This window comes from Allobosea robiniae (assembly GCF_900102525.1).
Lineage (GTDB): Bacteria > Pseudomonadota > Alphaproteobacteria > Rhizobiales > Beijerinckiaceae > Allobosea > Allobosea robiniae.
In genome coordinates this window covers 37,812-57,369 of the sequence record NZ_FNBZ01000003.1, presented here as the reverse complement: position 1 = coordinate 57,369, position 19,558 = coordinate 37,812, and the positions used below count along the sequence as shown (strand labels likewise).

18 protein-coding genes are annotated in these 19,558 nt (G+C 63.5%); 6 read left to right on the top strand and 12 right to left on the bottom strand.

What is annotated here, in order from left to right:
• The first annotated feature begins 159 nt into the window (after positions 1-159).
• The gene (locus tag BLQ70_RS09180) at positions 160-1,284 is read left to right on the top strand and encodes a LysR family transcriptional regulator (RefSeq protein ID WP_170843361.1); all 1,125 of its coding nucleotides are present in this window, start codon (positions 160-162) and stop codon (positions 1,282-1,284) included.
• 13 nt (positions 1,285-1,297) lie between these two features.
• Here the strand turns inward: BLQ70_RS09180 and cuyB are convergent, their stop codons facing one another.
• Entirely contained in the window at positions 1,298-2,014 is a 717-nt protein-coding gene (gene cuyB / locus BLQ70_RS09175; protein WP_091856727.1) for a cysteate racemase, read from the bottom strand.
• Positions 2,007-3,011 (bottom strand): D-cysteate sulfo-lyase, encoded by a 1,005-nt coding sequence (gene cuyA / locus BLQ70_RS09170; RefSeq protein ID WP_091857111.1) that lies wholly within the window; start codon positions 3,009-3,011, stop codon positions 2,007-2,009. Before cuyA ends, cuyB begins: the two co-directional genes overlap by 8 nt.
• A gap of 357 nt (positions 3,012-3,368) precedes the next feature.
• On the opposite strand from cuyA, the gene BLQ70_RS09165 reads away from it, so the two are divergent.
• Genes BLQ70_RS09165 through BLQ70_RS09145 form a run of 5 tightly spaced genes read left to right on the top strand, consistent with a single transcriptional unit; the run spans position 3,369 to position 7,751 of the window.
• Positions 3,369-4,145: a 2-keto-4-pentenoate hydratase gene (locus BLQ70_RS09165; protein WP_091856726.1), complete on the top strand. Its 777-nt coding sequence runs from the start codon at positions 3,369-3,371 to the stop codon at positions 4,143-4,145.
• A 10-nt stretch (positions 4,146-4,155) separates the two neighbouring features.
• On the top strand, positions 4,156-4,944 hold the full coding sequence (locus BLQ70_RS09160; RefSeq protein WP_210184269.1) for an SDR family oxidoreductase: 789 nt from the start codon (positions 4,156-4,158) through the stop codon (positions 4,942-4,944).
• Complete coding sequence (locus BLQ70_RS09155; protein ID WP_091856725.1) at positions 4,916-5,866, top strand: NAD-binding protein; 951 nt, start codon at positions 4,916-4,918, stop codon at positions 5,864-5,866. Before BLQ70_RS09160 ends, BLQ70_RS09155 begins: the two co-directional genes overlap by 29 nt.
• On the top strand, positions 5,863-6,786 hold the full coding sequence (locus BLQ70_RS09150; protein ID WP_091856724.1) for a DMT family transporter: 924 nt from the start codon (positions 5,863-5,865) through the stop codon (positions 6,784-6,786). The genes BLQ70_RS09155 and BLQ70_RS09150 overlap by 4 nt, the downstream gene beginning before the upstream one ends.
• Positions 6,783-7,751, top strand: coding sequence for an NAD-dependent epimerase/dehydratase family protein (locus tag BLQ70_RS09145; RefSeq protein ID WP_091856723.1), 969 nt, complete (start codon positions 6,783-6,785; stop codon positions 7,749-7,751). The genes BLQ70_RS09150 and BLQ70_RS09145 overlap by 4 nt, the downstream gene beginning before the upstream one ends.
• Positions 7,752-7,792: 41 nt before the next feature.
• Here the strand turns inward: BLQ70_RS09145 and BLQ70_RS09140 are convergent, their stop codons facing one another.
• The 10 genes from BLQ70_RS09140 to BLQ70_RS09095 form a co-directional block, all read right to left on the bottom strand.
• Entirely contained in the window at positions 7,793-8,230 is a 438-nt protein-coding gene (locus tag BLQ70_RS09140) for a MaoC family dehydratase (protein WP_061970399.1), read from the bottom strand.
• The gene (locus BLQ70_RS09135; RefSeq protein WP_091856722.1) at positions 8,227-9,483 is read right to left on the bottom strand and encodes a CaiB/BaiF CoA transferase family protein; all 1,257 of its coding nucleotides are present in this window, start codon (positions 9,481-9,483) and stop codon (positions 8,227-8,229) included. Before BLQ70_RS09135 ends, BLQ70_RS09140 begins: the two co-directional genes overlap by 4 nt.
• Before the next feature lie 30 nt (positions 9,484-9,513).
• Positions 9,514-11,022, bottom strand: a complete 1,509-nt coding sequence (locus tag BLQ70_RS09130; RefSeq protein WP_244511964.1) for an acyl CoA:acetate/3-ketoacid CoA transferase — start codon at positions 11,020-11,022, stop codon at positions 9,514-9,516.
• 32 nt (positions 11,023-11,054) lie between these two features.
• The gene (locus BLQ70_RS09125) at positions 11,055-12,122 is read right to left on the bottom strand and encodes a Gfo/Idh/MocA family protein (RefSeq protein WP_091856721.1); all 1,068 of its coding nucleotides are present in this window, start codon (positions 12,120-12,122) and stop codon (positions 11,055-11,057) included.
• 133 nt (positions 12,123-12,255) lie between these two features.
• Positions 12,256-13,044 (bottom strand): SDR family NAD(P)-dependent oxidoreductase, encoded by a 789-nt coding sequence (locus BLQ70_RS09120; protein ID WP_061970394.1) that lies wholly within the window; start codon positions 13,042-13,044, stop codon positions 12,256-12,258.
• Between the two features lie 49 nt (positions 13,045-13,093).
• The gene (locus BLQ70_RS09115) at positions 13,094-13,705 is read right to left on the bottom strand and encodes an EthD family reductase (protein WP_061970393.1); all 612 of its coding nucleotides are present in this window, start codon (positions 13,703-13,705) and stop codon (positions 13,094-13,096) included.
• 43 nt (positions 13,706-13,748) lie between these two features.
• Positions 13,749-14,576, bottom strand: a complete 828-nt coding sequence (locus BLQ70_RS09110; protein ID WP_091856720.1) for a shikimate dehydrogenase family protein — start codon at positions 14,574-14,576, stop codon at positions 13,749-13,751.
• A gap of 7 nt (positions 14,577-14,583) precedes the next feature.
• Positions 14,584-17,004 (bottom strand): branched-chain amino acid ABC transporter ATP-binding protein/permease, encoded by a 2,421-nt coding sequence (locus BLQ70_RS09105; protein ID WP_342028481.1) that lies wholly within the window; start codon positions 17,002-17,004, stop codon positions 14,584-14,586.
• A gap of 95 nt (positions 17,005-17,099) precedes the next feature.
• Entirely contained in the window at positions 17,100-17,969 is an 870-nt protein-coding gene (locus BLQ70_RS09100; RefSeq protein WP_170843359.1) for a branched-chain amino acid ABC transporter permease, read from the bottom strand.
• A 172-nt stretch (positions 17,970-18,141) separates the two neighbouring features.
• On the bottom strand, positions 18,142-19,416 hold the full coding sequence (locus BLQ70_RS09095) for an ABC transporter substrate-binding protein (RefSeq protein WP_091856717.1): 1,275 nt from the start codon (positions 19,414-19,416) through the stop codon (positions 18,142-18,144).
• Positions 19,417-19,558: the final 142 nt, after the last annotated feature.

Sequence of the window (19,558 nt, the reverse complement as noted above, 5' to 3'; positions counted from 1 at the left end):
AGGCTGGCGTGGTCGATACGGGTCGCGGAGCGGTGGGAGATCGGACTCCGCGCGATTGATCCCGGGCTCACGATACGATCGGGCGTGTGCATGAAGAGGGCATAGGATGTCCGGGCAGCACAAGTGCAAATGCGACCCACCCGGTCGGCGTGGCGGAGATTGCCGGCTACCGCTGGCGGCAGGCAAGGGTGCCTGAGCAAGACCGGGCGTCATCGGCATTGCGGCGCCGACCACGAGCAACCCGGACGGGCCGAGGCATGCGCGTTGAATTCGCGTCTTCATCGCGCAGATACCGGCGGGAAAAACAGCGCCGGACCAAATTCGAAGAACGGCGTATACAATGCGCAAAACGCATGCAGGAGCTTGGCGATGGAGCTGGGATGGTTGGAGGATTTCCTGGCGCTGCGCGAGCTCGGCAGCTTCACCGCCGCCGCCGAGCGCCGCAACATCAGCCAGTCGGCATTCTCGCGACGCATCCAGTCGCTCGAGGATTGGCTTGGCGTCACCCTGATCGACAGAAGCGTGAGGCCACACCGCTTCACCCCCGTCGCAACGGAAAACTACGGCGATTTCCAGCGCACCCTCAACCAGCTCTATGAGCTGCGCAGCCAGTTGCGCGGCGAGCAGACGCGGAGTTCACGCCTGACGGTCGCCATCCAGCATTCGCTGGCATTCTCGATCTTTCCGCGTTTCGTCGAGATCCTGCGGCAGCAGGGCTATCAGCCGGCCTATCACCTGAATTGCGCCAACCGGGCCGAATGCGTTGAAATGGCGATCCGCGGCGAGGTCGACCTGATGATCTGCTACGAGCTCAGCCCGTCGATCGAGCCGATCGGCTCGACGACCGCCATGCGCGTCGCGAGCGCACAGGACGACATGATTCTGGTCGGCCCGGCCGCCCTCGCACCGGACGAAGGGCAGGCCATGCCGCTCCTGACCTATCCCCAGCGCAGCTTCTTCGGCGAGGTCATTTGGCAGGAGGTCATGCCGCGGCTGATCCAGCGCTACCGCTGCGAAACGATCTGCGTGAATTCGCTCAGCAGCGCGCTGCGCGAGATGCTGCTGGCAGGGCTGGGCTTCGCCTGGCTGCCGCGCAGCCTCGTGCTCGACGACCTGGAAAGGCGACGGATCGTCCAGATCGACGAAACGACGCTGATTCACCCGATGGGCGTGGCGATCTATGCCTGTCCTCAGGATTCGCACGCGCTGACGCCGAGCGTGCTGGACCACTTGCGCTCCGTCGACCTGCAGGCGCTGATCGACCGGCGAGGTGCGGAGCGATAGACGGACGTCGCGGCTATCGCCCCTTCGCCTGGACGACGATTTCCTCGGCAAGCACGTCCATCGCATCGAGCACGGGCACCGTTCCGGCGATGGCGTCCGCCATGATCGACAGCTCCGTACAGGCGACGAGGATGATCCCCGCACCGCCTTGCACGAGCCGCTCCGCGATGGCCGCGAGCGCGCCGCGCCGGGCAGCCCCGGTGTCGCCGGTCTTGACGGCGCGTATCAACGCCATGACCTCGTCCTGACGCTCGGGCGCGAGGATCGGCAGACCGTGATCGGCGAAGGCCTGCTCGTAGAGGCCGATCTTGAAGACGGCGGTCGAGGCAAGCAGACCCACCTGCGTGCCAGCCGGGACCATCGCAGCGACACGCTCCACCGTCAGTGCGATCATGTTGAGGAACGGCAGCGGCACGGCTTCGACAATGCCGCCAGCATAGTAATGCGCGGTGTTGCACGGCATCGCGAGCATCGTCGCGCCGCCGGCGGCAAGGCCCCTGGCCATGCGAACCAGCTCCGGAAGCGGGCTCGGCCCCGTTCCCTCGATCAGCGCGGCGATGCGCGAGGGCACCGCCGGATTGTTGTCGACGAGCATGCGGATATGGTCGGCGTCGTCCTGGGCGGGTGTCGCCGCGATCACGCGGCGCATCAGGTCCACCGTCGCTTCGGGTCCCATCCCGCCGAGAATGCCCACGACGGGCCGTGACTCCGGCCCGAGCGGCTCAGCCATTGGTCAGGAATTCCCGTGGATAGGCCGTGAGTCCGATCTGGCCGCCGGTATGAAGGAAGACGATCGTCTCGCCCTTGCGGAACCGCCCGTTCCGGACAAGGTCGATCAATCCGGCCATGCCCTTTCCGGAATAGACCGGGTCGAGCAGGATGCCTTCGAGCTCGGCCAGCATACGGATCGCCTCGATCGTGCTCGGCGCCGGGAGGCCGTATCCTTCGCCGACATAGTCGCAATTCGCCACGACATGCTCGCGCTTGACGGCATCGGGCATGCCGAGAAGCTGCGCCGTGGCGCTGGCCAGCTTGAAGACGTTGTCCTCCTGCTTGTCCTTCGGCGCCCGCACGCCGATGCCGAGCAGCTTGATGTCGCTGTGGACGCCGACGAGCCCGGTGACCAGGCCGGCCTGCGTGCCGGCGCTCCCCGTCGCATGGACGAGGTGATCGATCTTGAGGCTGGCCGTGTTGGCTTGCATCACCAGTTCCAGCGCCGCGTTGACGTAACCGAGCGCACCGGTCGGATTGGAGCCTCCGCCGGGGATGGCATAGACCTTGCGGCCGGAGGCGGTGAGCTTTTCGCCAAGCTTCGCCAGCTCGCCGTTCATGTCCGGATTCGGCCCGCAGCGCTCGATGACGGCACCGTGGAGAACGTCGAGCAGCACGTTGGCGTTCTGCGTGTAATCGAAATCCGTCTTGCCGGTACGGTCCTCCAGCAACACATGACAGGCCATGCCGAGTCTGGCCGCCGCAGCCGCCGTCTGGCGCGCATGGTTGGACTGGGTCGCCCCCTGCGTGATGACCGTATCGGCCCCCTCAGCCTGCGCCGCGGCCATCAGGTATTCGAGCTTGCGGGTTTTGTTGCCGCCGGTCGAAAGGCCCGTGCAATCGTCGCGTTTGATCCAGATCTCCGGGCCGTTGAGCACCCGCGTCAGGTTGTCGAGACGCTCCAGGGGAGTAGGCAAATGGGCGAGCGAGACGCGGGGAAAGCGGGCAAGATTCATCGAGAGGACCACCTTGTTGTTCTCGGGTATTTCTAGCGCCAGCAGAGTTCGGCCGTCCAATGCAAAGGCAGGGATCAGGAAAGAACTATATGCAAATTTTGCATGAGAAGTTCGGCGCCTCGATCACCCATTGAGGCTAGGGGGCGCGAGCGGCCGGCTCATTTGCAGTACCGACCTCCATTCGTGCGAGCCCAGGGCTACTTCGCACGATCCGCCACATCGGTCTTGAGACAAGCGCTGAGCGCAACCCCCGCTGCCCATCACCGCCCTTACGATCACCAGAAATGTTGGAATAATGTTCCGGTTGTGAGATCCAATTCAGAAAACTGGGTTGGTTCTTGTGTTGGAGCAGGCACGATGCGGGCTGAACTTGAGCGCCTGGCCAGTTCGTTGGCGCTGGCTTGGGAGGCTGGAACCCGAATTGACGAGCCGACGGGCCTCAATCGTCCGCAAAGCCGCAATGAGGCCTATTGGGTCCAAGACAGGATGGCTGAGCTCCTAGGCACGGGTGTCGGCGGCTGGAAGATCGGCGCGGCCCTGCGCGCGGTTCAGATAGCCGAGGGTCACGATGGGCCGATCCCGGGCCGGATCATGCGGGATCGCATTTTCGTCGGTGCGGCTGAACTGCCCCATGCGCTCTATGCCGGATACAACGCCGAGCTAGAATATGCCTTCCGCCTTAAACACGCCCTGCCTGCGCGCGGCACGCCTTATTCGCGGGATGAGGTCGCCTCTGCGGTCAATCTCGCCCCAGGGATTGAAGTCGCCGGTAGCCGGATCGACATCCGAAGCACCGATGCCAAGACCTTACTGGCGATAGCCGACAACGGCAGCGGAGGCGCTTTCATATTCGGGGAAGATGTCGCCGATTGGCAGACACTGGATCTCAACGGCCTATCGATTGAGGCCGGTATGCCGGGGGCGCCTGTCGATCTTTATCGCGGTTCCCAGCGCGGGGATGTCGTGACGGTGCTGGCCGAGATGATCGACGGCCTTTTGCGGCGCGGGGTCGCGCTCTCGGCGGGCGATTATCTATCAACCGGTTCGCTCTGCGTGCCACTTCAGCTCCGACGCGGGCAGCCTTTTGACGCGCGCTTCGGGGGCATTTGTCAGCTTCGTGTGACGCTTGTCTAAGGAGAGTAGCATGATGTCGCCTCTCAGCGGAAAGGTGGTCGTCATATCTGGCGGAAGCCGGGGCATCGGCTTCGGAATCGGGCAGGCTTTTGCCGCTGCCGGGGCCGAGCTGGTCCTCGCCGCGTCCTCCGACAAGACGCTCGCGACGGCAGCGGCAGCCATCGCGGACAGCCATGGCCGGCGGCCGGCGACGGTGGCGGTGGATTTGCGCTCGGAAGCGGGGTGCAAGGCCGTGTTCGAGGGCGTGATGTCGCGCTTTGGCGGCTGCGACATTCTCGTCAACTCTGCGGGTGCGACGAAGGCGGGAGATTTCCTCACTCTCCCCGACAATGACTGGCAGGATGGTTTCGATCTCAAGTTTTTCGCCTGTGTCAGGCTGTGCCGGTTGTTCTGGCCATCCCTCTCCGAGCGGCACGGGCATGTCCTCAACATTATCGGCGGCGCGGCGCGGACCCCTGATCCCGGCTTCCTAATAGGCGGGTCTGTCAACGCGGCGATGGCGAACTTCACCAAGGGGCTGTCGGGGCTGGGCAAGCGCGCGGGCGTAAACGTCAACGCAATCTATCCGGGCATGACCGAGACGGAGAGGGTCGAGCAGCTCTTTGAGCAGCGCGCCAGGGTAGCAGGGAAAAGTCCTGCGGAGATTCGCGAAGAATTGATCGCCCGGGAGGGCTTGCGGCGGCTGGGGCGCCCCGAGGACATCGCCGCACTGGCCCTGTTCCTCTGCGGCGAGGACGCGCGCCACATTCAGGGCGTGGCGATCGCCGTCGATGGCGGCGCGACGCCTGGCCTGTACTGAGCGCGCCCCGACCATGGACGGATCGCGACCGACAATCGGGTTCATCGGCCTGGGGGCGATCGGGTCGCCCATGGCGCGACGCCTCATCGATGCCGGATACGAGCTCGTCGTGTACGATATCAGCGAGCCCGCCCTGGGGGTCTTCGCCGGCAGCGCTCGGCTGGCACGCTCCGCCCGCGAGGTCGCCGACGGCGCACAGATCGTCTTCGTTTGTCTCGCCAGCCTGCCGGCTCATGACACGGTAGTCCTAGGGGCCGACGGCATTGTCGCCGGCGGCGCGGCACGCATCTGCGTCATCACGAGCACGACAGGCCCGGAGTTGGTTGCAAGAATGCAAATCGGCCTCGCGGCACGGGGGATTGCGCTCGTGGACGCTCCGATGACGGGCGGGCGCGTTCGCGCCGCTGCCGGTACGCTGACGGTGATGCTGTCGGGGCCGGAGGATGCCACCGCCGCGGTCGAGCCGGTGTTGCGCTGCTACGCCGGCCGGATCGTGCACTTTGGCGAATTGGCGGGGCGTGCCCAGGTGATGAAGCTCGTCAACAACGTCATGTCGGCGGTCAACTTCGCGATCGCCGCCGAGGCGCTCGTCTTCGGTTCCAAGGCAGGGCTCGATCCGGAGGCGATGCTGGACGTGATCAACAACGGCACCGGCAAGAACGATGCTTCACTCACCGTCATCCCACAGAACGTTCTGACGCGGCGTTTTGATTTCGGTTCGCCCATGGCGGTCATTCTGAAAGATATGGGGGCGGCAATCGCCGAAGCCGATCGGCTTGGCGTACCCGTAGCGATGACTCGAGCGGTGACGGCAATGTTCGAGCGCGCGATCGCGAACGGCGTTTCGGCCCAAGCTGACCAGACGGAGTTGGTTCGCGATCTGGAGCGCTCGGCAGGGGTCGAGGTGGAACGTACCCGGTGAACCAAGCGCCGGGCCATCCTCTCCGGGCGGAAACCGGTGTTGCCGCGCTCGGTCTCGCTGTTGCTGCCTTCAGTCTCTTTGCCGTCGGGGATGCTGCCTCGAAGCTGGTCGTCGCCGAAAGCAATGCGGGTATGGCGCTCTGGGGACGCAGCGTGGCGTTCGCGGTCGTGATGCTGACTCTCGTGCGCCCGCGGCATTGGCGGTCGCTGTTGCTGGATGTGCCGGTGCGCCTCGTGCTGCTTCGTTCGCTTTTTCCATTTCTGGGAGGCGTCTGCATCATCATATCGATGGCCTATGTGCCTTTGGCACAGCTGACGACAGTCTTGTTCGTGGCGCCGCTTATCAGCATGGCCCTCGGGCGTACGGTGCTGGGAGAGACGGTCAATCGTTGGGGCTGGTTTGCCGTCGCGCTTGGCTTGCTTGGGGTGGTGACGATCACGCGCCCCTTCGACGGCCGTTTTTCGTGGGTGCTGCTTCTCCCGGCTCTGGGCGGGATTTTCACTGCCATCGCCCAGGTTTTGACGCGCGTCGTGGCGCAGCAGGCTCCGCCGCGTTCGCTGGTTGTCTATACCATGCTCGTAGCGTTGCTGCTGTCGACCCTGGCGCTCCCCTTTGTCTGGCAGGCCCCGACCTCGCGGCAATGGTTGTTCCTGGCCATGTCCGGGCTGTGCCAGGCCGTCGGCCAGGCGTGCATGATCGCCGCCTATCTTCGGGCGGGTGCCTCGCGTATCGCCCCCTATTCTTACGCGCAACTTTTGACCGCCACGCTGATCGGCTTCGCCGTATTCGACGAGGTGCCGGATGTGTTCAGCGTGTTTGGAGCGGGGCTCATCGTCGCTGGAGGGCTGGTTTCCCTCAAGCTCGCCGGACGCGGACCGGCGGCAGCAGTTTCACCAAGAAGAGGAGGCAGGCGGCGATGACATTGCTGGTTACGGGTGCGATGGGGCATGTCGGCTACGAAATCGTGCGCAGCCTGGCGCGCGAGCGGCCGATCATCGCGCAATATAACCGGACGTTCCGTGCTGCAGATGCGGAGGCGCTCGGCGCCCATGTGACTTGGGCCACGTGCGACCTGACGGATCTGGGTTCAGTCGAGCGCCTTTGTCGAGACAATGGCGTGGATTCTTGCATCCACCTCGCCGCCATGGCCAACGAAATGTATTGCCGGCCCGATCCTGTGGCGGCCTTCCAAACCAATGTCGGCGCCGTCGTGAATCTTCTTGACGTTGCCCGACGCCAAGAGTGGCGCCGAATGATCTATGGCAGCACCGGAAGCGTCTTCAAGGATGTCGACCCCAGCCTGCCAATCACCGAAGATCAACCTCCGGATGCCGACGGTCTTTACGGCACGACGAAGGCTTGCGGCGAGATGATGGTCCGGGCTTTCCGAGCCCAATTCGGCGTCGATGCGGCGACAGTCCGCATCTCCTGGATCTATGGGCCTCCGGTCGTGAACTACACTTTCGCCCGCGGCCCGATCCCTCCGATATTGATAGATGCCATCCGTGGCGTCCCGCGCGACGACGCCAGCGGCGGGGACTTCTCGGCAGGCTTCACCTACATCGATGACGTTGTTGCGGGGCTGATCGCAGCAGTCGATGCGCCGCAGCTCAACCGCTCCACCTACCACCTCGCCCCGCCCCGGAATTACACAACTTTCGAGATAGCAGATGCGGTCAGGACCGCGGTTCCCAAAGCGGTGATCGCGATCGGCCCGGGTGCGATGCCGTGGAATACGTTCACGCCTATTCGCGGGCCGATGGATGGTCGGCACTTCATCGCCGACACCGGCTTCCGCACGCGCTTCGATCTGGAACAGGGGATCGGGGCCTACGCTACCTGGCTGCTGGCCGAACCGGGGCGCCTCGATGGGGCAGGCCTCTAAAGGCGGACAGGGAAGGGCGCGCCGACGCGCGCCCGTTTTCGTCAATGCTTCGTATTGGGAACCCACTTCAGAATATGGGTTGCGACCGCGACCAGTTCGCCATCCTGGTTCGTGACCCGGATCGCGCCGGTCGCTCGCCTGCGCTCGGCGTCGATCGTATCGATCTCGTAATCGACGGTAACCGTGTCCCCGAAGAAGACTGGGCCGACGATCCTGATCCGGTCGTAGCCTAGCGACACTGGCGTCTCGTCACCGTCGCGCGCGGTCGCAGTCACTATGCTCGAGGCTGCTGACATGTAGCCTATGATGAGTGCGCCATGGGCCTGTAGGCGGCCGTAGCTCGACTTTTCCATGTAAGCCTTGTTGACGTGATTGGGTGCGAGGTCCCCAGTAATGCCGGCGAACAGATAGACATCGCTCTCCGACACCGTCTTCGCAAACTGTGCCTTCTGGCCGAGGCTTACGTGAAACTGACTCATGTTGCTGCTCCCTGTGCAGTTTTTGCGGGTTCGGACGAGTGGACGGGGGCCTGATACAGCACGCCATCGCGCGCCAGGTTCGCGATCTCCTCCGGCGAATATCCGAGACTGGCAGCGATCTCGGCGTTGTGTTCGCCGAGGCCAGGCGCGATCCGCATGGGCTCGGGCTGGTAGTTCGAAAAATGGAACGGCAAGTTGGGCAATCTGATTGGGCCAAGGGTAGGATGCTGTTGTTCGATCATCATGCCGCGTGCGACGAGCTGAGGATCGGCAAGCACCTCGTCGATGCGCTGGACCGGCGCGCAGGGCACGTCGACAGCTTCCAATGCGGCAATGCAGGCCGCGACGGAGGATTGCGTCGCGGTCCAATCCCGCACGCGACGCAGAGCCTCCTCGCGATTGGCATTGCGGCCTGCTGCCGTGTGGAAACGCATGTCGCTCGCCAATTCACTTCCGCCGACCAGGCCGGCAAGGCGGCGCCAGGCATCGTCAACCTGCGCGGCGATGACGAGATATCCGTCCGGGGCGGGAAAGACGCCGTAGACGGTTGAATCCGGCAGGTCATATCCGACTTGCTGCGGGAGGATGGCGCCGTTGCTCAAGGTGAAGCACTGGATCGCATAGTCGTGCATCGAGACCATGCAGTCGTAGAGTGCGAGATCGATATGCTGGCCCTTGCCAGAGGTCGCGCGCCCGAGCAGAGCTGCACAGACCGCGGCCGCACCATGGATGCCGGCATACATGTCGGCGATCGGGATCCGCAGCAATGGCGGAGGTTCGCCCGGCACGCCGAGTTGCGCCATGGCACCTGACATCGCCTCGGCAATCAATCCAAAGCCAGCCTTGGCGGATTTCGGACCGGTATGGCCATAGGCAGAGAGCGAACAGTAAACCAGTCTGGGATTAAGACGGGCAAGATCGTCATATCCTAGGCCGAGCCGAACTAGTGCGCCGGGCCGATAGTTTTCGACGAAGACATCAGCCGTGGAGACCAGCTGGCGGACTAACTCCATCCCCGCCGGCTTCTTGACGTCGACGCAGATGCCGCGCTTGCCCATGTTCTGCTGCAAGAAGAAGCCGCTCTCGTCGCCGACGAAATAAGGATGATGTCGCCCAGCATCACCGACGGTTGGACGCTCGACCTTGACGACCTCGGCACCCATGCCCGCCAAGCAGCGCGAGAGATACGGACCGGCGAGGAAATGGCTGTAGTCGACCACCTTGATGCCAGCGAGAGGGGCTGCGGATGACATGCTGTTCTCCGTAGTTTCGTCGAGCGGGCGTTAACCGAAGCAATCGGCCGAATAGGGCTTCGGATCGCTCGGAATCACCGGCGTGAAGGCGATGCGCTCGAGGATGTCGCTGCGGATATCGACGCCCGGCGCCATATCGGTCAGGACGAGCCCGGCCTCGCCAAGCCGGAAGACGGCGCGCTCGGTGACGTAGATCACCTCCTGCCCCGAGGCACGCGACTGCTCGCCCGAGAAGGTGATCTGCTCGACGGATGGCACCAGCTTCAGCACCTCGCCTTGACGCCGAATTGCGAGCCGGCCAGCACCGATCTCGATCTCCGTGCCTTTGGTGTCGAAGGTTCCGCAGAAGACGACCTTTCGGGCGTTCTGGGCGATGTCGATGAAGCCGCCTGGACCGACTGGCACGCCCCCCAGCTTGGAGACGTTGACGTTTCCCTCGCGGTCGAGCTCGCCGAAGCCAAGGAACGCGAGATCGAGGCCACCGCCTGAATAGAAGTCGAACTGGGAGGGGCCGTCGATCATCGCCGAGGCGTTGCGGGCAAAGCCGAAGAGCGTCCCGACCAAAAGCTCGCCACCATAGGTGCCATGCTCGATTGTCTGATAGTAGCGTTCGCCGTCGCCACGCAGTTCGACGAGCCGGGCCACGGCGTCCGGGATACCAAATCCGTAATTCAGCACCGCGCCATCGGTGAGCTCCTGCGCGGCGCGGCGGGCAATCACTTGACGGGCCGTCATCGGCTGCGGGGGATGTGCCAGGGCGGGACCGCGGCGCTCCCCCGACATCAGCGGATCGTAGACAGTATCGTAGCCCATGCGCTGCTCGGGATCGACGACGACGGCATCGACGATCGCCCCGGGGATGCGTACAGAGCGGGCGGGCAGAGTGCCGACATCGACCGCGGTACGGACCTGCACGATGACCTTGCCGCCACAATTATGGGCTGCGAGCGCCACGGCGTAGATGTCCACATTGGCGGCCTCCTGATCGAGGCTGACATTGCCGTGGGCGTCGGCATAGGAGCCGCGGATAATCGCCACATTCACCGGAAAGGGTTTGTAGCGAAGATAGTCGCGTCCTTCGATCGTGATGTGCTCGACCAATTCCTCATGTGCGGCTTCGTTCATCCGGCCGCCCTCGCGTCGCGGGTCGACGAAGGTGCCGAGTCCGACATGCGTCAGCAGGCCCGGTCGCTTGGCTGCGATCTCGCGATAGAGTTGCATGACGACGCCGCCGGGCAGAACGTAGGCTTCGATCTCGTTGTCGCGTGCCATCTGCTGCATGCGCGGCGACCAGGGCCAGTGGCCGCCGATCACCTTGCGGACCATGCCCTGGTGGGCGAAGCAATTCATGCCTCGCGTCTTCTTGTCGCCGATCCCGAGCGAGTGCACGGCAGTCAGGTTGCGCGGATGGCCGGTTTCGAGAAAGCGCTTTTCGACCGCGGAGAACAGGCAAGACGCCTCCATCAATCCGCCGCCGCCGCCCACCAAGCCGACGGTGTCGCCGTCGCGGATAAGCGCGACGGCATCATCCGCGCTCATGAATTTGTTCAAAGGCATGGCCCGTCCCACCGTCAGGCCGAAAGCCGGACGGTGCCGCCGCTTTCGGAGGCCGCCTTGACCGCGAGCGTGGCCTCCAGCGTGCGCAGGCCATCGCGGCCGTTGATAACGGGTTCTTCCTCCCTCAGGGAAACGGCCGCGAAATGTCGGGCCTGCCGGCGATAGGCGCTTTCGGGGGTCAGGGCGAGCCTGTCCTCACTCAATTCGCTCAACCACCCCGGCTCGGTATCGCCGCGATAGCTGAAGTGTCGGACATCCGGCAAAGTGAGCGAACCTTCCGAGCCCGCAAAAATGTGCGAGGAGACTTGCTGACGCTTCAGCTTGTCGGTGGTGCCGGCCATCTGGTCGAATTCGCCGGAAGTCAGATCCCAGCTGAAGGGCGAGGCAGCCGTGTCGGAGAGGCTGATCGTGCCGAGCGCGCCGTTGCGGAAACGCAGCAGGACGCCAGCCGTGTCCTCTACCGGGAAGCCACGGACCGCCGAGGAGGTTGATGCCTGCAGGCTCTCGATTTCGCCGAAGACAAAGCGGATCAGGTCGATCTCGTGAATAAGGTTGATAAGGATCGGACCGCCGCTGGCCTTGTCGCGCCGCCAGCCAAGGTTGAAGTAGCTGTCCGGCTTGAGCTGCGTATAGATCACGGTCGCGATGGCGGGCTTGCCGATAACTCCATCTGCAATGGCTTTGCGCACTGCCCTGACAGCGGGATTGTGTCGGCGATGGTGGCCGACGAGGATCGGGATGTTCTTGGCCTCTGCCGCCTCGCAGAGCCGGCGCGCGGCCTCGACGCTTTCCGCAATCGGCTTCTCGACCAGGACCGCGATGTCGCGAGAGATGCAATCGAGCGCGACAGGTACATGCTGGTCGTTCGGCGTCGCGACGACGACGCCATCGAGGCGCTCCGTTTCGATCATCGTGCGATAATCGTCATAGGCCTTTACGTTGCGACCGGCGGCGTGGTCGCGGGCTGCTTGCGTAGGGTCGGAGATAGCGGCGACGTCGGCGTTTTCCGTCTCCTGCAACACGGAAAGATGGGATTTGCCGATCACCCCGAGCCCGATGATCCCAATCCTTGCGCGCGCCATGATGTTCCTCCCAGATTTTGTAGAACATTATATTGGAATGATATTCCAGTCTAAGAACGATCCTGCATATCCGCCCTGCCCCTGGTGAACTGCGGGGCACTTCCTGTCGGTCGTTCAGGCTGACCGATGGTAGCTAGCGGGACTTCGCAAGCCCCGGCACGTAGGAAAGGATAGAGGAGGAGAAACCACCATCGGCCCGGATCGCCTCACCGGTGACGTAGCGTGCGTCATCGCTGCCGAGGAAGGAGACGACCCGCGCGATGTCATCGGGCTGTCCCACGCGCTTAAGCGGCACGATCTCGTCGCGCCGTGCCGCAATGGCGGGGTCGGCATAGATGGACTCGGTCATGGGAGTTCGGATCATTCCAGGGCAGACCGCGTTGACCCGGACGCCGTCCGGGCCCCACTCCTGGGCGAGCTGCTGGCACATCATGATCAGCGCCGCCTTGGTCGAGGAGTAGGAACCCGAGCCCGGGTGGGGAAACATGCCCGACATAGACGCCACGGCCACGAAGCTACCCTTCGTGGCACGCAAAGCCTCGTAAACCGATTGCGCGAGAAGCCAGGGGCCGCGGGTGTTGACGGCGAACAGTCGCTCCCAGCTTTCGATCGACAGGGTCGCAAGCGGGCCAGGTGATGTGATGCCGGCATTGGCCACGACCAGGTCGAGGCCGCCACAGGCTTCGATTGCCTCGGCACCGATGCGAGCGGGAACGGTCGCGTCGCCGATATCGCCAGTGACGATATGCGGCTGGGCACCAAGTCTGGTGATACCAGACGCCACCTCCGTTAGCGCCGGCGACGGGGCGCGCGCCGTGATCACGATTTGAGCAAAGCCGGATCTGGCGATGCCGTCCTTGGCGAGGCGCAAGGCTATGGCGGCGCCGATACCGCGGCTCGCGCCGACTACAAGCGCTTTCATGGGAGGGTTCCTTGTCTCATGCCTGGGCTGCCAGCTTGATCCGACGGCGCTAGACGATACGAGTGGTGCGCATTCGGAAGACACCGAGCTTGAATGTGTCGGCCATCCTGGCGACCTTTGGTCCGGCCCGGTCAGCGTCTGCGGTGCCGTCGAAGTAAATATGGAAGAAGCTGTCGACCCGCTGGCCTGGCTGTGCTGAGCCCGGCCGCGTGATCGTCGATGCGACGTCATCTCGAATGAACTGCACGAAACCGGGCAGTTGACGGACGGCCGTCTCGAATTCTTTCGTCCCGGCCCGACGGTCGTCGTGGCTTAAGAGAACGACGAGCTTACCCAATTCGCCTGCCATGCGGACAGTTGAATCGCCAATGATGTAGCCCGCCGCGTTGCCGAGGAAATTCGCCTCATCCGCGATGACGGCCTTCGATCCTTCGGCCGAAAACGCTTCGTCCATCGCGCTGGCGTCATCGAACTGGAGTTCGACAATGCCGCCCACGCGAAATGAACTAGGCTCGTACTGCTGTTCCACATGGTTTTGGACGTAAGCGCGAATGAAAGGCAGGCGGGCTACAAGTGGCCCGTGCCGTTCCTCCCAATACCGGGAGAAAAAGGCCTGCTCGTCCCCCGGCCGCTTTTCCAGAATCGACATGCGTTTGAACATGGCGTGCTCCACGGCATTCCCAGAACCGGGTGGTGCGCGTCCGTCAGTCATTTTGTGAGGATGGGCTGGAAAGAACGAAGTTGAGCCCGAGCTTCTGGGCGGCTTCGGTCATATCGAGGCCGGTCGAGGTGCGGCAGCCCGCTTTTCGCGCCGCCTCGATGAGGGGTGAGATGGCAGGCGCTGTGACGACACATCCGACAAAGCTCTCGGGCTTGAGGCGTCCGACATCAACGGGCAACGGATCCTCGGCTCGCATGCCCAAAGGCGTGGCGTTGACGATGATATCGAAGCCGGACGGATCCGGCGAACCTCGCCGGACAGGCGTGGCCGTTGCGCCTGCGATCTTGTCGAGCAATTTGGCCAAGCGTTGCTCGTCGGTATCGTGGATGGCGAGCTCCGCGACACCGGCCTCCACCATTGCGAGGGCGATGGCCGAGCCTGCGCCGCCGGCGCCAACGAGCAGCGCTCGCGCACCCTGGAAGGCCGCACCCCGGACCTTGGCCGCCGCGACGAAGCTCATTCCGTCGAAGTTTTCCCCATGCCAACGACCGGAAGCGGTCCGCCGCATGTGCTGAACCGCGCCCAGTAGCCGGGCGCGATCCGAAACAGTTTCGCAGTGGTCGAAGCAAGCGAACTTGTGGGGCACGGTGATGATAATGCTGTCGACGTTCTGGGCCAGGCTGACGCCCGCCAGGAACGCGGCCAGATCCGCGCTGGTCACGCGGACCGGCACGACGATGTCGTTTCTGCCTGCCTCAACGAATTTGGGTGTCATGCCCGAAGGCGACTTCACCTGAGCGATTGGGTCGCCAATGATCAGGTGGAGCCGCGTTGCGCCGTTGAGGTTCGCTGTTAAAGAAGGACTGGTCATCGTTCGCTCAGGCCGCCGCGATTTCGTCTGCCTGGACCACGCCCAGCAGCTTTGCTTGCAAGGCATGATCCTTCTCAAGGTCGCCAGCGTCGCCCGAAAACGCGATGCGGCCATTGACCAGCACGAGGGCTCTGTCGACGATTGGCAGAACGGTCTCCGCATGGTGTTCGACGATGATCATCGCGACCTTGCCCCGCAGCTTGACCAGCGCTGCCATCACCTCCTCGACCACCGCCGGCGCGAGGCCTTCGAAGGGTTCGTCCAGCAGGATCAACTTGCTGGGGACGACAAGGGCACGGGCGATCGCGACCATCTGGCGCTCACCGCCCGATAGATTCTCGGCCTTTGCCTTCTGACGGGCTCGCAGACGCGGAAAGAGGTCGAAGCACTCCTCGATGCTGAGCCCTCCCGCGCGCTGGGCGATCTGAAGATTCTCGACCACCGTCAAATTCGGAAAGAGGCGGCGGCCTTCGGGCACCAGCGCAATGCCCAGCCGATTGATCTCATAAGGCTTGCGGGAACCTATATCGGCGTCCGCGAAGTCGACCGTTCCGGCATTCAACGGCAGCGTGCCCGTAAGGGCCCGTAGCAAGGTCGTCTTTCCAACGCCATTGCGGCCAAGCAGAGCGACCGCCTCGCCGACATGCACGGTGACATCGACGCCGTTCAGAACCGTGCTGCCGCCATAGCCGACGGCCAGCCCCTTCGCCTCCAGCAGCGGCTTGGCAGAAGCGTGTGCGATGCGTTCGACCGCCGGGGGCGCCTTGGAATCGCCTTTGGCGGCGCCGAGATAGGCGGCGATCACCTCGGGGTTGTGAGCCACGTCGGCCGGCTTGCCGTCCGCTATCATTCTGCCCTGATGAAGGACGGAAATGCGGTCCGATATCGCCAGGACGCGATCAATGTCGTGCTCGATCAACAGCACTGCGTGCTTCTTCGCCAGGCTGCGGATCAACTCCGCGACGATCTGCCGATCCGCCTCGGCCAAGCCGGCGAGTGGCTCGTCTAAAAGCAGCAGCTTGGAGTCGATCGCGAGCGTCACTGCGATTTCGAGCAACCGCTTGGCGCCGTGCGGCAGATTCATACACGGGTCGGCCGCCCGGTCCGCGAGTCCAACCGCATCGAGGATCGACCAAGTGCGCTCATTCAGTGCTTCGATGTCATGGGCATCCCGGAAGAAGCCGAGAGCACCGTGCCTCTGCGCCTGCACCGCGATGCGGACGTTCTCGAAGACCGAAAGGTTCGGAAAGATCGAGAGAATCTGGAAGGAGCGGCTTATGCCGAGCCGGGCACGGGCATACATTGGCAGCTTGGTGATCTCCTTGCCTTCGAACAGGATCGTGCCCCCGCTCGGCGGCAGGACGCCGGTCAGCATGTTGTAGAACGTGGTCTTGCCAGCGCCATTGGGGCCGATGATCGAATGCAGCACGAACGGCCGTACCTGGAGATCGATCTCCTTGGCGGTCACCAGGCTGCCGAAACTCTTGCTGAGTTTGCGGGTCTCCAGGATCGGCTTGTCCGGATCCATCGCCTGCCCCGCGCTTTCATAGGGCTTGATCACCTGCGGTCGCGGCGGGATGGTGTTGCGTGTGAGCGTCCAGCGCTCGTTCCGGAGCAGGCGTTGCGCCAGCCCCTGCATCCCTTCGGGCGAGAACAGCGCGAAGACGATGATGATCGGCGCGAAGATCAGCCACCAGTTTTCAGTAATCGCCGAAAGCCGGTTCTCCAGGATGATGAAGGCGATTGCACCCCAGAGCGGTCCGAGGAAGTGGTGCACGCCCCCGAGGACGGTCATCAGCAGCGAGTCGCCGGCGCGTTGCCAGCCGAGATTGTTGGCGTAGACGCCCTGCAGCATCAGCGTCAGCAGCGAGCCAGCAAAGGCGACGAGGCCGGCCATGAGCACGAAGCCGCCGAGCTTCACCAGATAGGTGTTGTAACCCAGGCTGCTTGCCCGTTGCTCGTTGTCGCGGATGGCCTGCAGTGCTCTGCCGAATGGCGCATGGACCAGCCGCCACAGCAACCACAGGCACAGCAGCACCGAGGCCAGGGCGAACAGGTGGAACTGCATTTCCGTGTGAAAGCTCGGGCGCGGCACGCCCTGGAGTCCGTTCTCGCCTCCCGTGACGGCCGTCCACTTGTAGGCGATTTCGAACGCGATCTGGGAACATGCGAGCGTCAGCAGCGAGAAATACAGTCCGCGTCGGCGCAGGATGAGTGCTCCGAGCACGACGGCCATCGCCATCGAGATCACCACGGACAGGACGAGCGCGAGGAGGTCTTGCTTGACCGGGCCGAGCAGAAGCAGCGCTGCGAAGTAGCTCGCGCAGCCGAAGAAGACCGAAGCGCCGAACGGAACCAGTCCTGTGTATCCGACAAGGAGGTTCACGCCCGCTCCGTAGAGCGTGTAGATCGCGATCTGAGTGATCAAGTTTACCGGGGCGCCCTGGCCGACCCAGGCCAAGGTGAGCGCTGCGAAAACGACCGCGATCCAGAGGATCGGATTGGTCAGGATGGAACGGCTTCTCATTCGAACCTCTCCCAGCGCTCGCCAAACAGGCCGCGCGGACGGATGAGCAGGATGGCAGCCATCAGCACGTACATCGCGGCGCCGGACCAGGCCGGGGCGAACTGGATGCTCATGGCGGTGGTAATGCCGACGAGGAGGCCGGCGATGATCGCTCCGGAGTACGATCCGAGGCCGCCGATCGTAACGATGACGAAGGCGGGCATGATCGCGCCCGATGCCATGCTGGGAATGACGGTCCAAAGGGGGCCGGCAAGCATGCCGGCGAGCCCGGCCAGCAAGCAACCGATGCCGAAGACGCCGGAGAGCAGGATCGGCAGGTTGATTCCGAGCAGTCCGACCATCTCGGCATCACGCGAACCCGCCCGGATGATACGGCCGAAGGGCGTGAAGCGCAGGAACGCCCAGAAGCTGACGAGAGCCAGGACCGTAACCAACAGGACCGTCATACGGTATTTCGTGATCAGGATCGGGCCGTATTCGATGAAGCCGGCGAAGATGCTCGGCGGATTGAATGGAACCGGCGCTCCCCCAAATATGAGCCTGAGGATCGCCTCGGCCAGAAGCGCGAGGGCAAAGGTCAGGATCAGGCCGAGCAGCGGTTCCTTGCCGTAGAGGTGTCGGATGAGCGTCATCTCGACGATCATGCCGATGGCTCCGACGATGATCGGAGACAGGAGCGCAGCCGGCCAGCCGAAGTCCCGGGCCAGCACCAGCGCCAGATAGGCGCCGATAGCGAAGAACGAGCCATGGGCGAAATTCACGATGCCGAGCATGCCGAAGATGATCGACAGCCCGATCGCGATCAGAACGTAGAGAAAGCCCAGGACGAGACCGTTCGCCGCCTGGGAGATGATCATGTCGAGCATGGCATGGTCCCTCCCGCGCCGGCACACGTTGCCTGCCGCGCGGGGAAGGCGCCGCATTCATGCGGCGCGGAATTGACGTGTCGGATGGGAGCGCTGCGGAGACTTCGGTCTGCCGCAGCGTTCTTCGATGGAGCCGGACCTTCGAAGCAGGCCCAGCGCTCGGCCCGAGGTATTAGATGCTGTCCATCTTGCACGCGCTGCTTGCAGCTGAACCGAAAGCCTCGTCGATCTCGGCGGCGGTTTTGGGCGCATTTTCCAGCACGTCGACATAATCCCATTTGTTCGGGATCTTGTCCTTGACCTTGCAGATCACGGTCCGGCGCTTCATCTGGTGATCGAAGTCACGATAGCCGACGTCGAGGTCGCCTTCCTTGACGCGCCATGTCTCAAGCGCCTTAACGATAGCGGCTGGCTCCGTCGACTTCGCGAGTTCGATCGACTCCAGCAGCGACCGCATGCCGAACCATCCCATCCAGGCCTTGTCAGCCGGAGGTTCGTTGAACTTCTTCATGTAGGCGTCGACGAAGGCCTTGTCCTCGGCCGTATTGCCCGGGTTATTGTAAACCCAAACCATGGTGTAGATGCCGGTCGCGGCTTCCGGGCCGACGCCCCAGATATCGGTATTGCCGATCGAGATCTCGGCGAAGGGAATCTTGCCCTTCATGCCGAGTTCGCTCCACTGCTTCAGGAAGGTCGTCAGGTCGCTCGCCGAGAGGCCGCCGATGACGACATCCGGCTTTGCCGCACGGATCTTGAGAATGAAGGAGCTGTAGTCAGCGGTGCTGACGGGCACCTCATCCGAGCCGACGACCGAGCCGCCGGCTTTGGTGATGTAGTCGGTGAAGCTCGCCTTGATGTCCTGGCCGAAAGCGAAAGCGCCCGTGATCGTGTACCACTTCTTGCCGAGCTTCTCGCAATAGGGAGCGAGGACGCGCGTGTGGACGTCGACGGGCGGCTGCAGGCGGAAGGTATATTTGTTGCAGAGCTTGCCGGTGAGATCGAGGGCCGCGGCATTGGCTGCGACATAAGGGATCTTGGACTTCTTCGCGACGGCCGAGATCGCCAGCGCGAGCGAGCTCTGGGCGCCACCGATCAGGGCGCAGACCTTGTGCTCGTCGATCAGGCGCTGTGCATTGAGCTGCGCGCCCTGCGGGTTGGGCTCGTCCAGCCAGACGATCTCGATGGGGCGTCCGAGGAGCTGGTTGTTGCGCTGTTCGGCGGCGAAGAAGCCGCCCTGGGCGAGATAGGTCGCCTGGTCGACGATGGCGCCCGTTTTGGCCCAAAGCATGCCGATTTTGATCGGCTCAGCCGCCGCCGCATTGCCGATATAGGGCATGCCGAAATTGCTCGCGGCAAACTGCGTCGCGGCAAGGCCGCCCGCTCCGGCCAGGAGCGATCGGCGCGACGTCCCGCTCTTCTTCCCGCCTTTTTGATTTTCTGGGGTCATTCGGTCTCCTCCGATTGTTGGCATTCCTTTTTCGGCACCGTCTTGTGCAGCGCTTGCGTTAAGCGGTATCGTAAACTGGAACGAAAGTCCAGTTTACGATACCGATTTTATGTTGTCGTTTTCTATGGAGCAAATTCGCTTC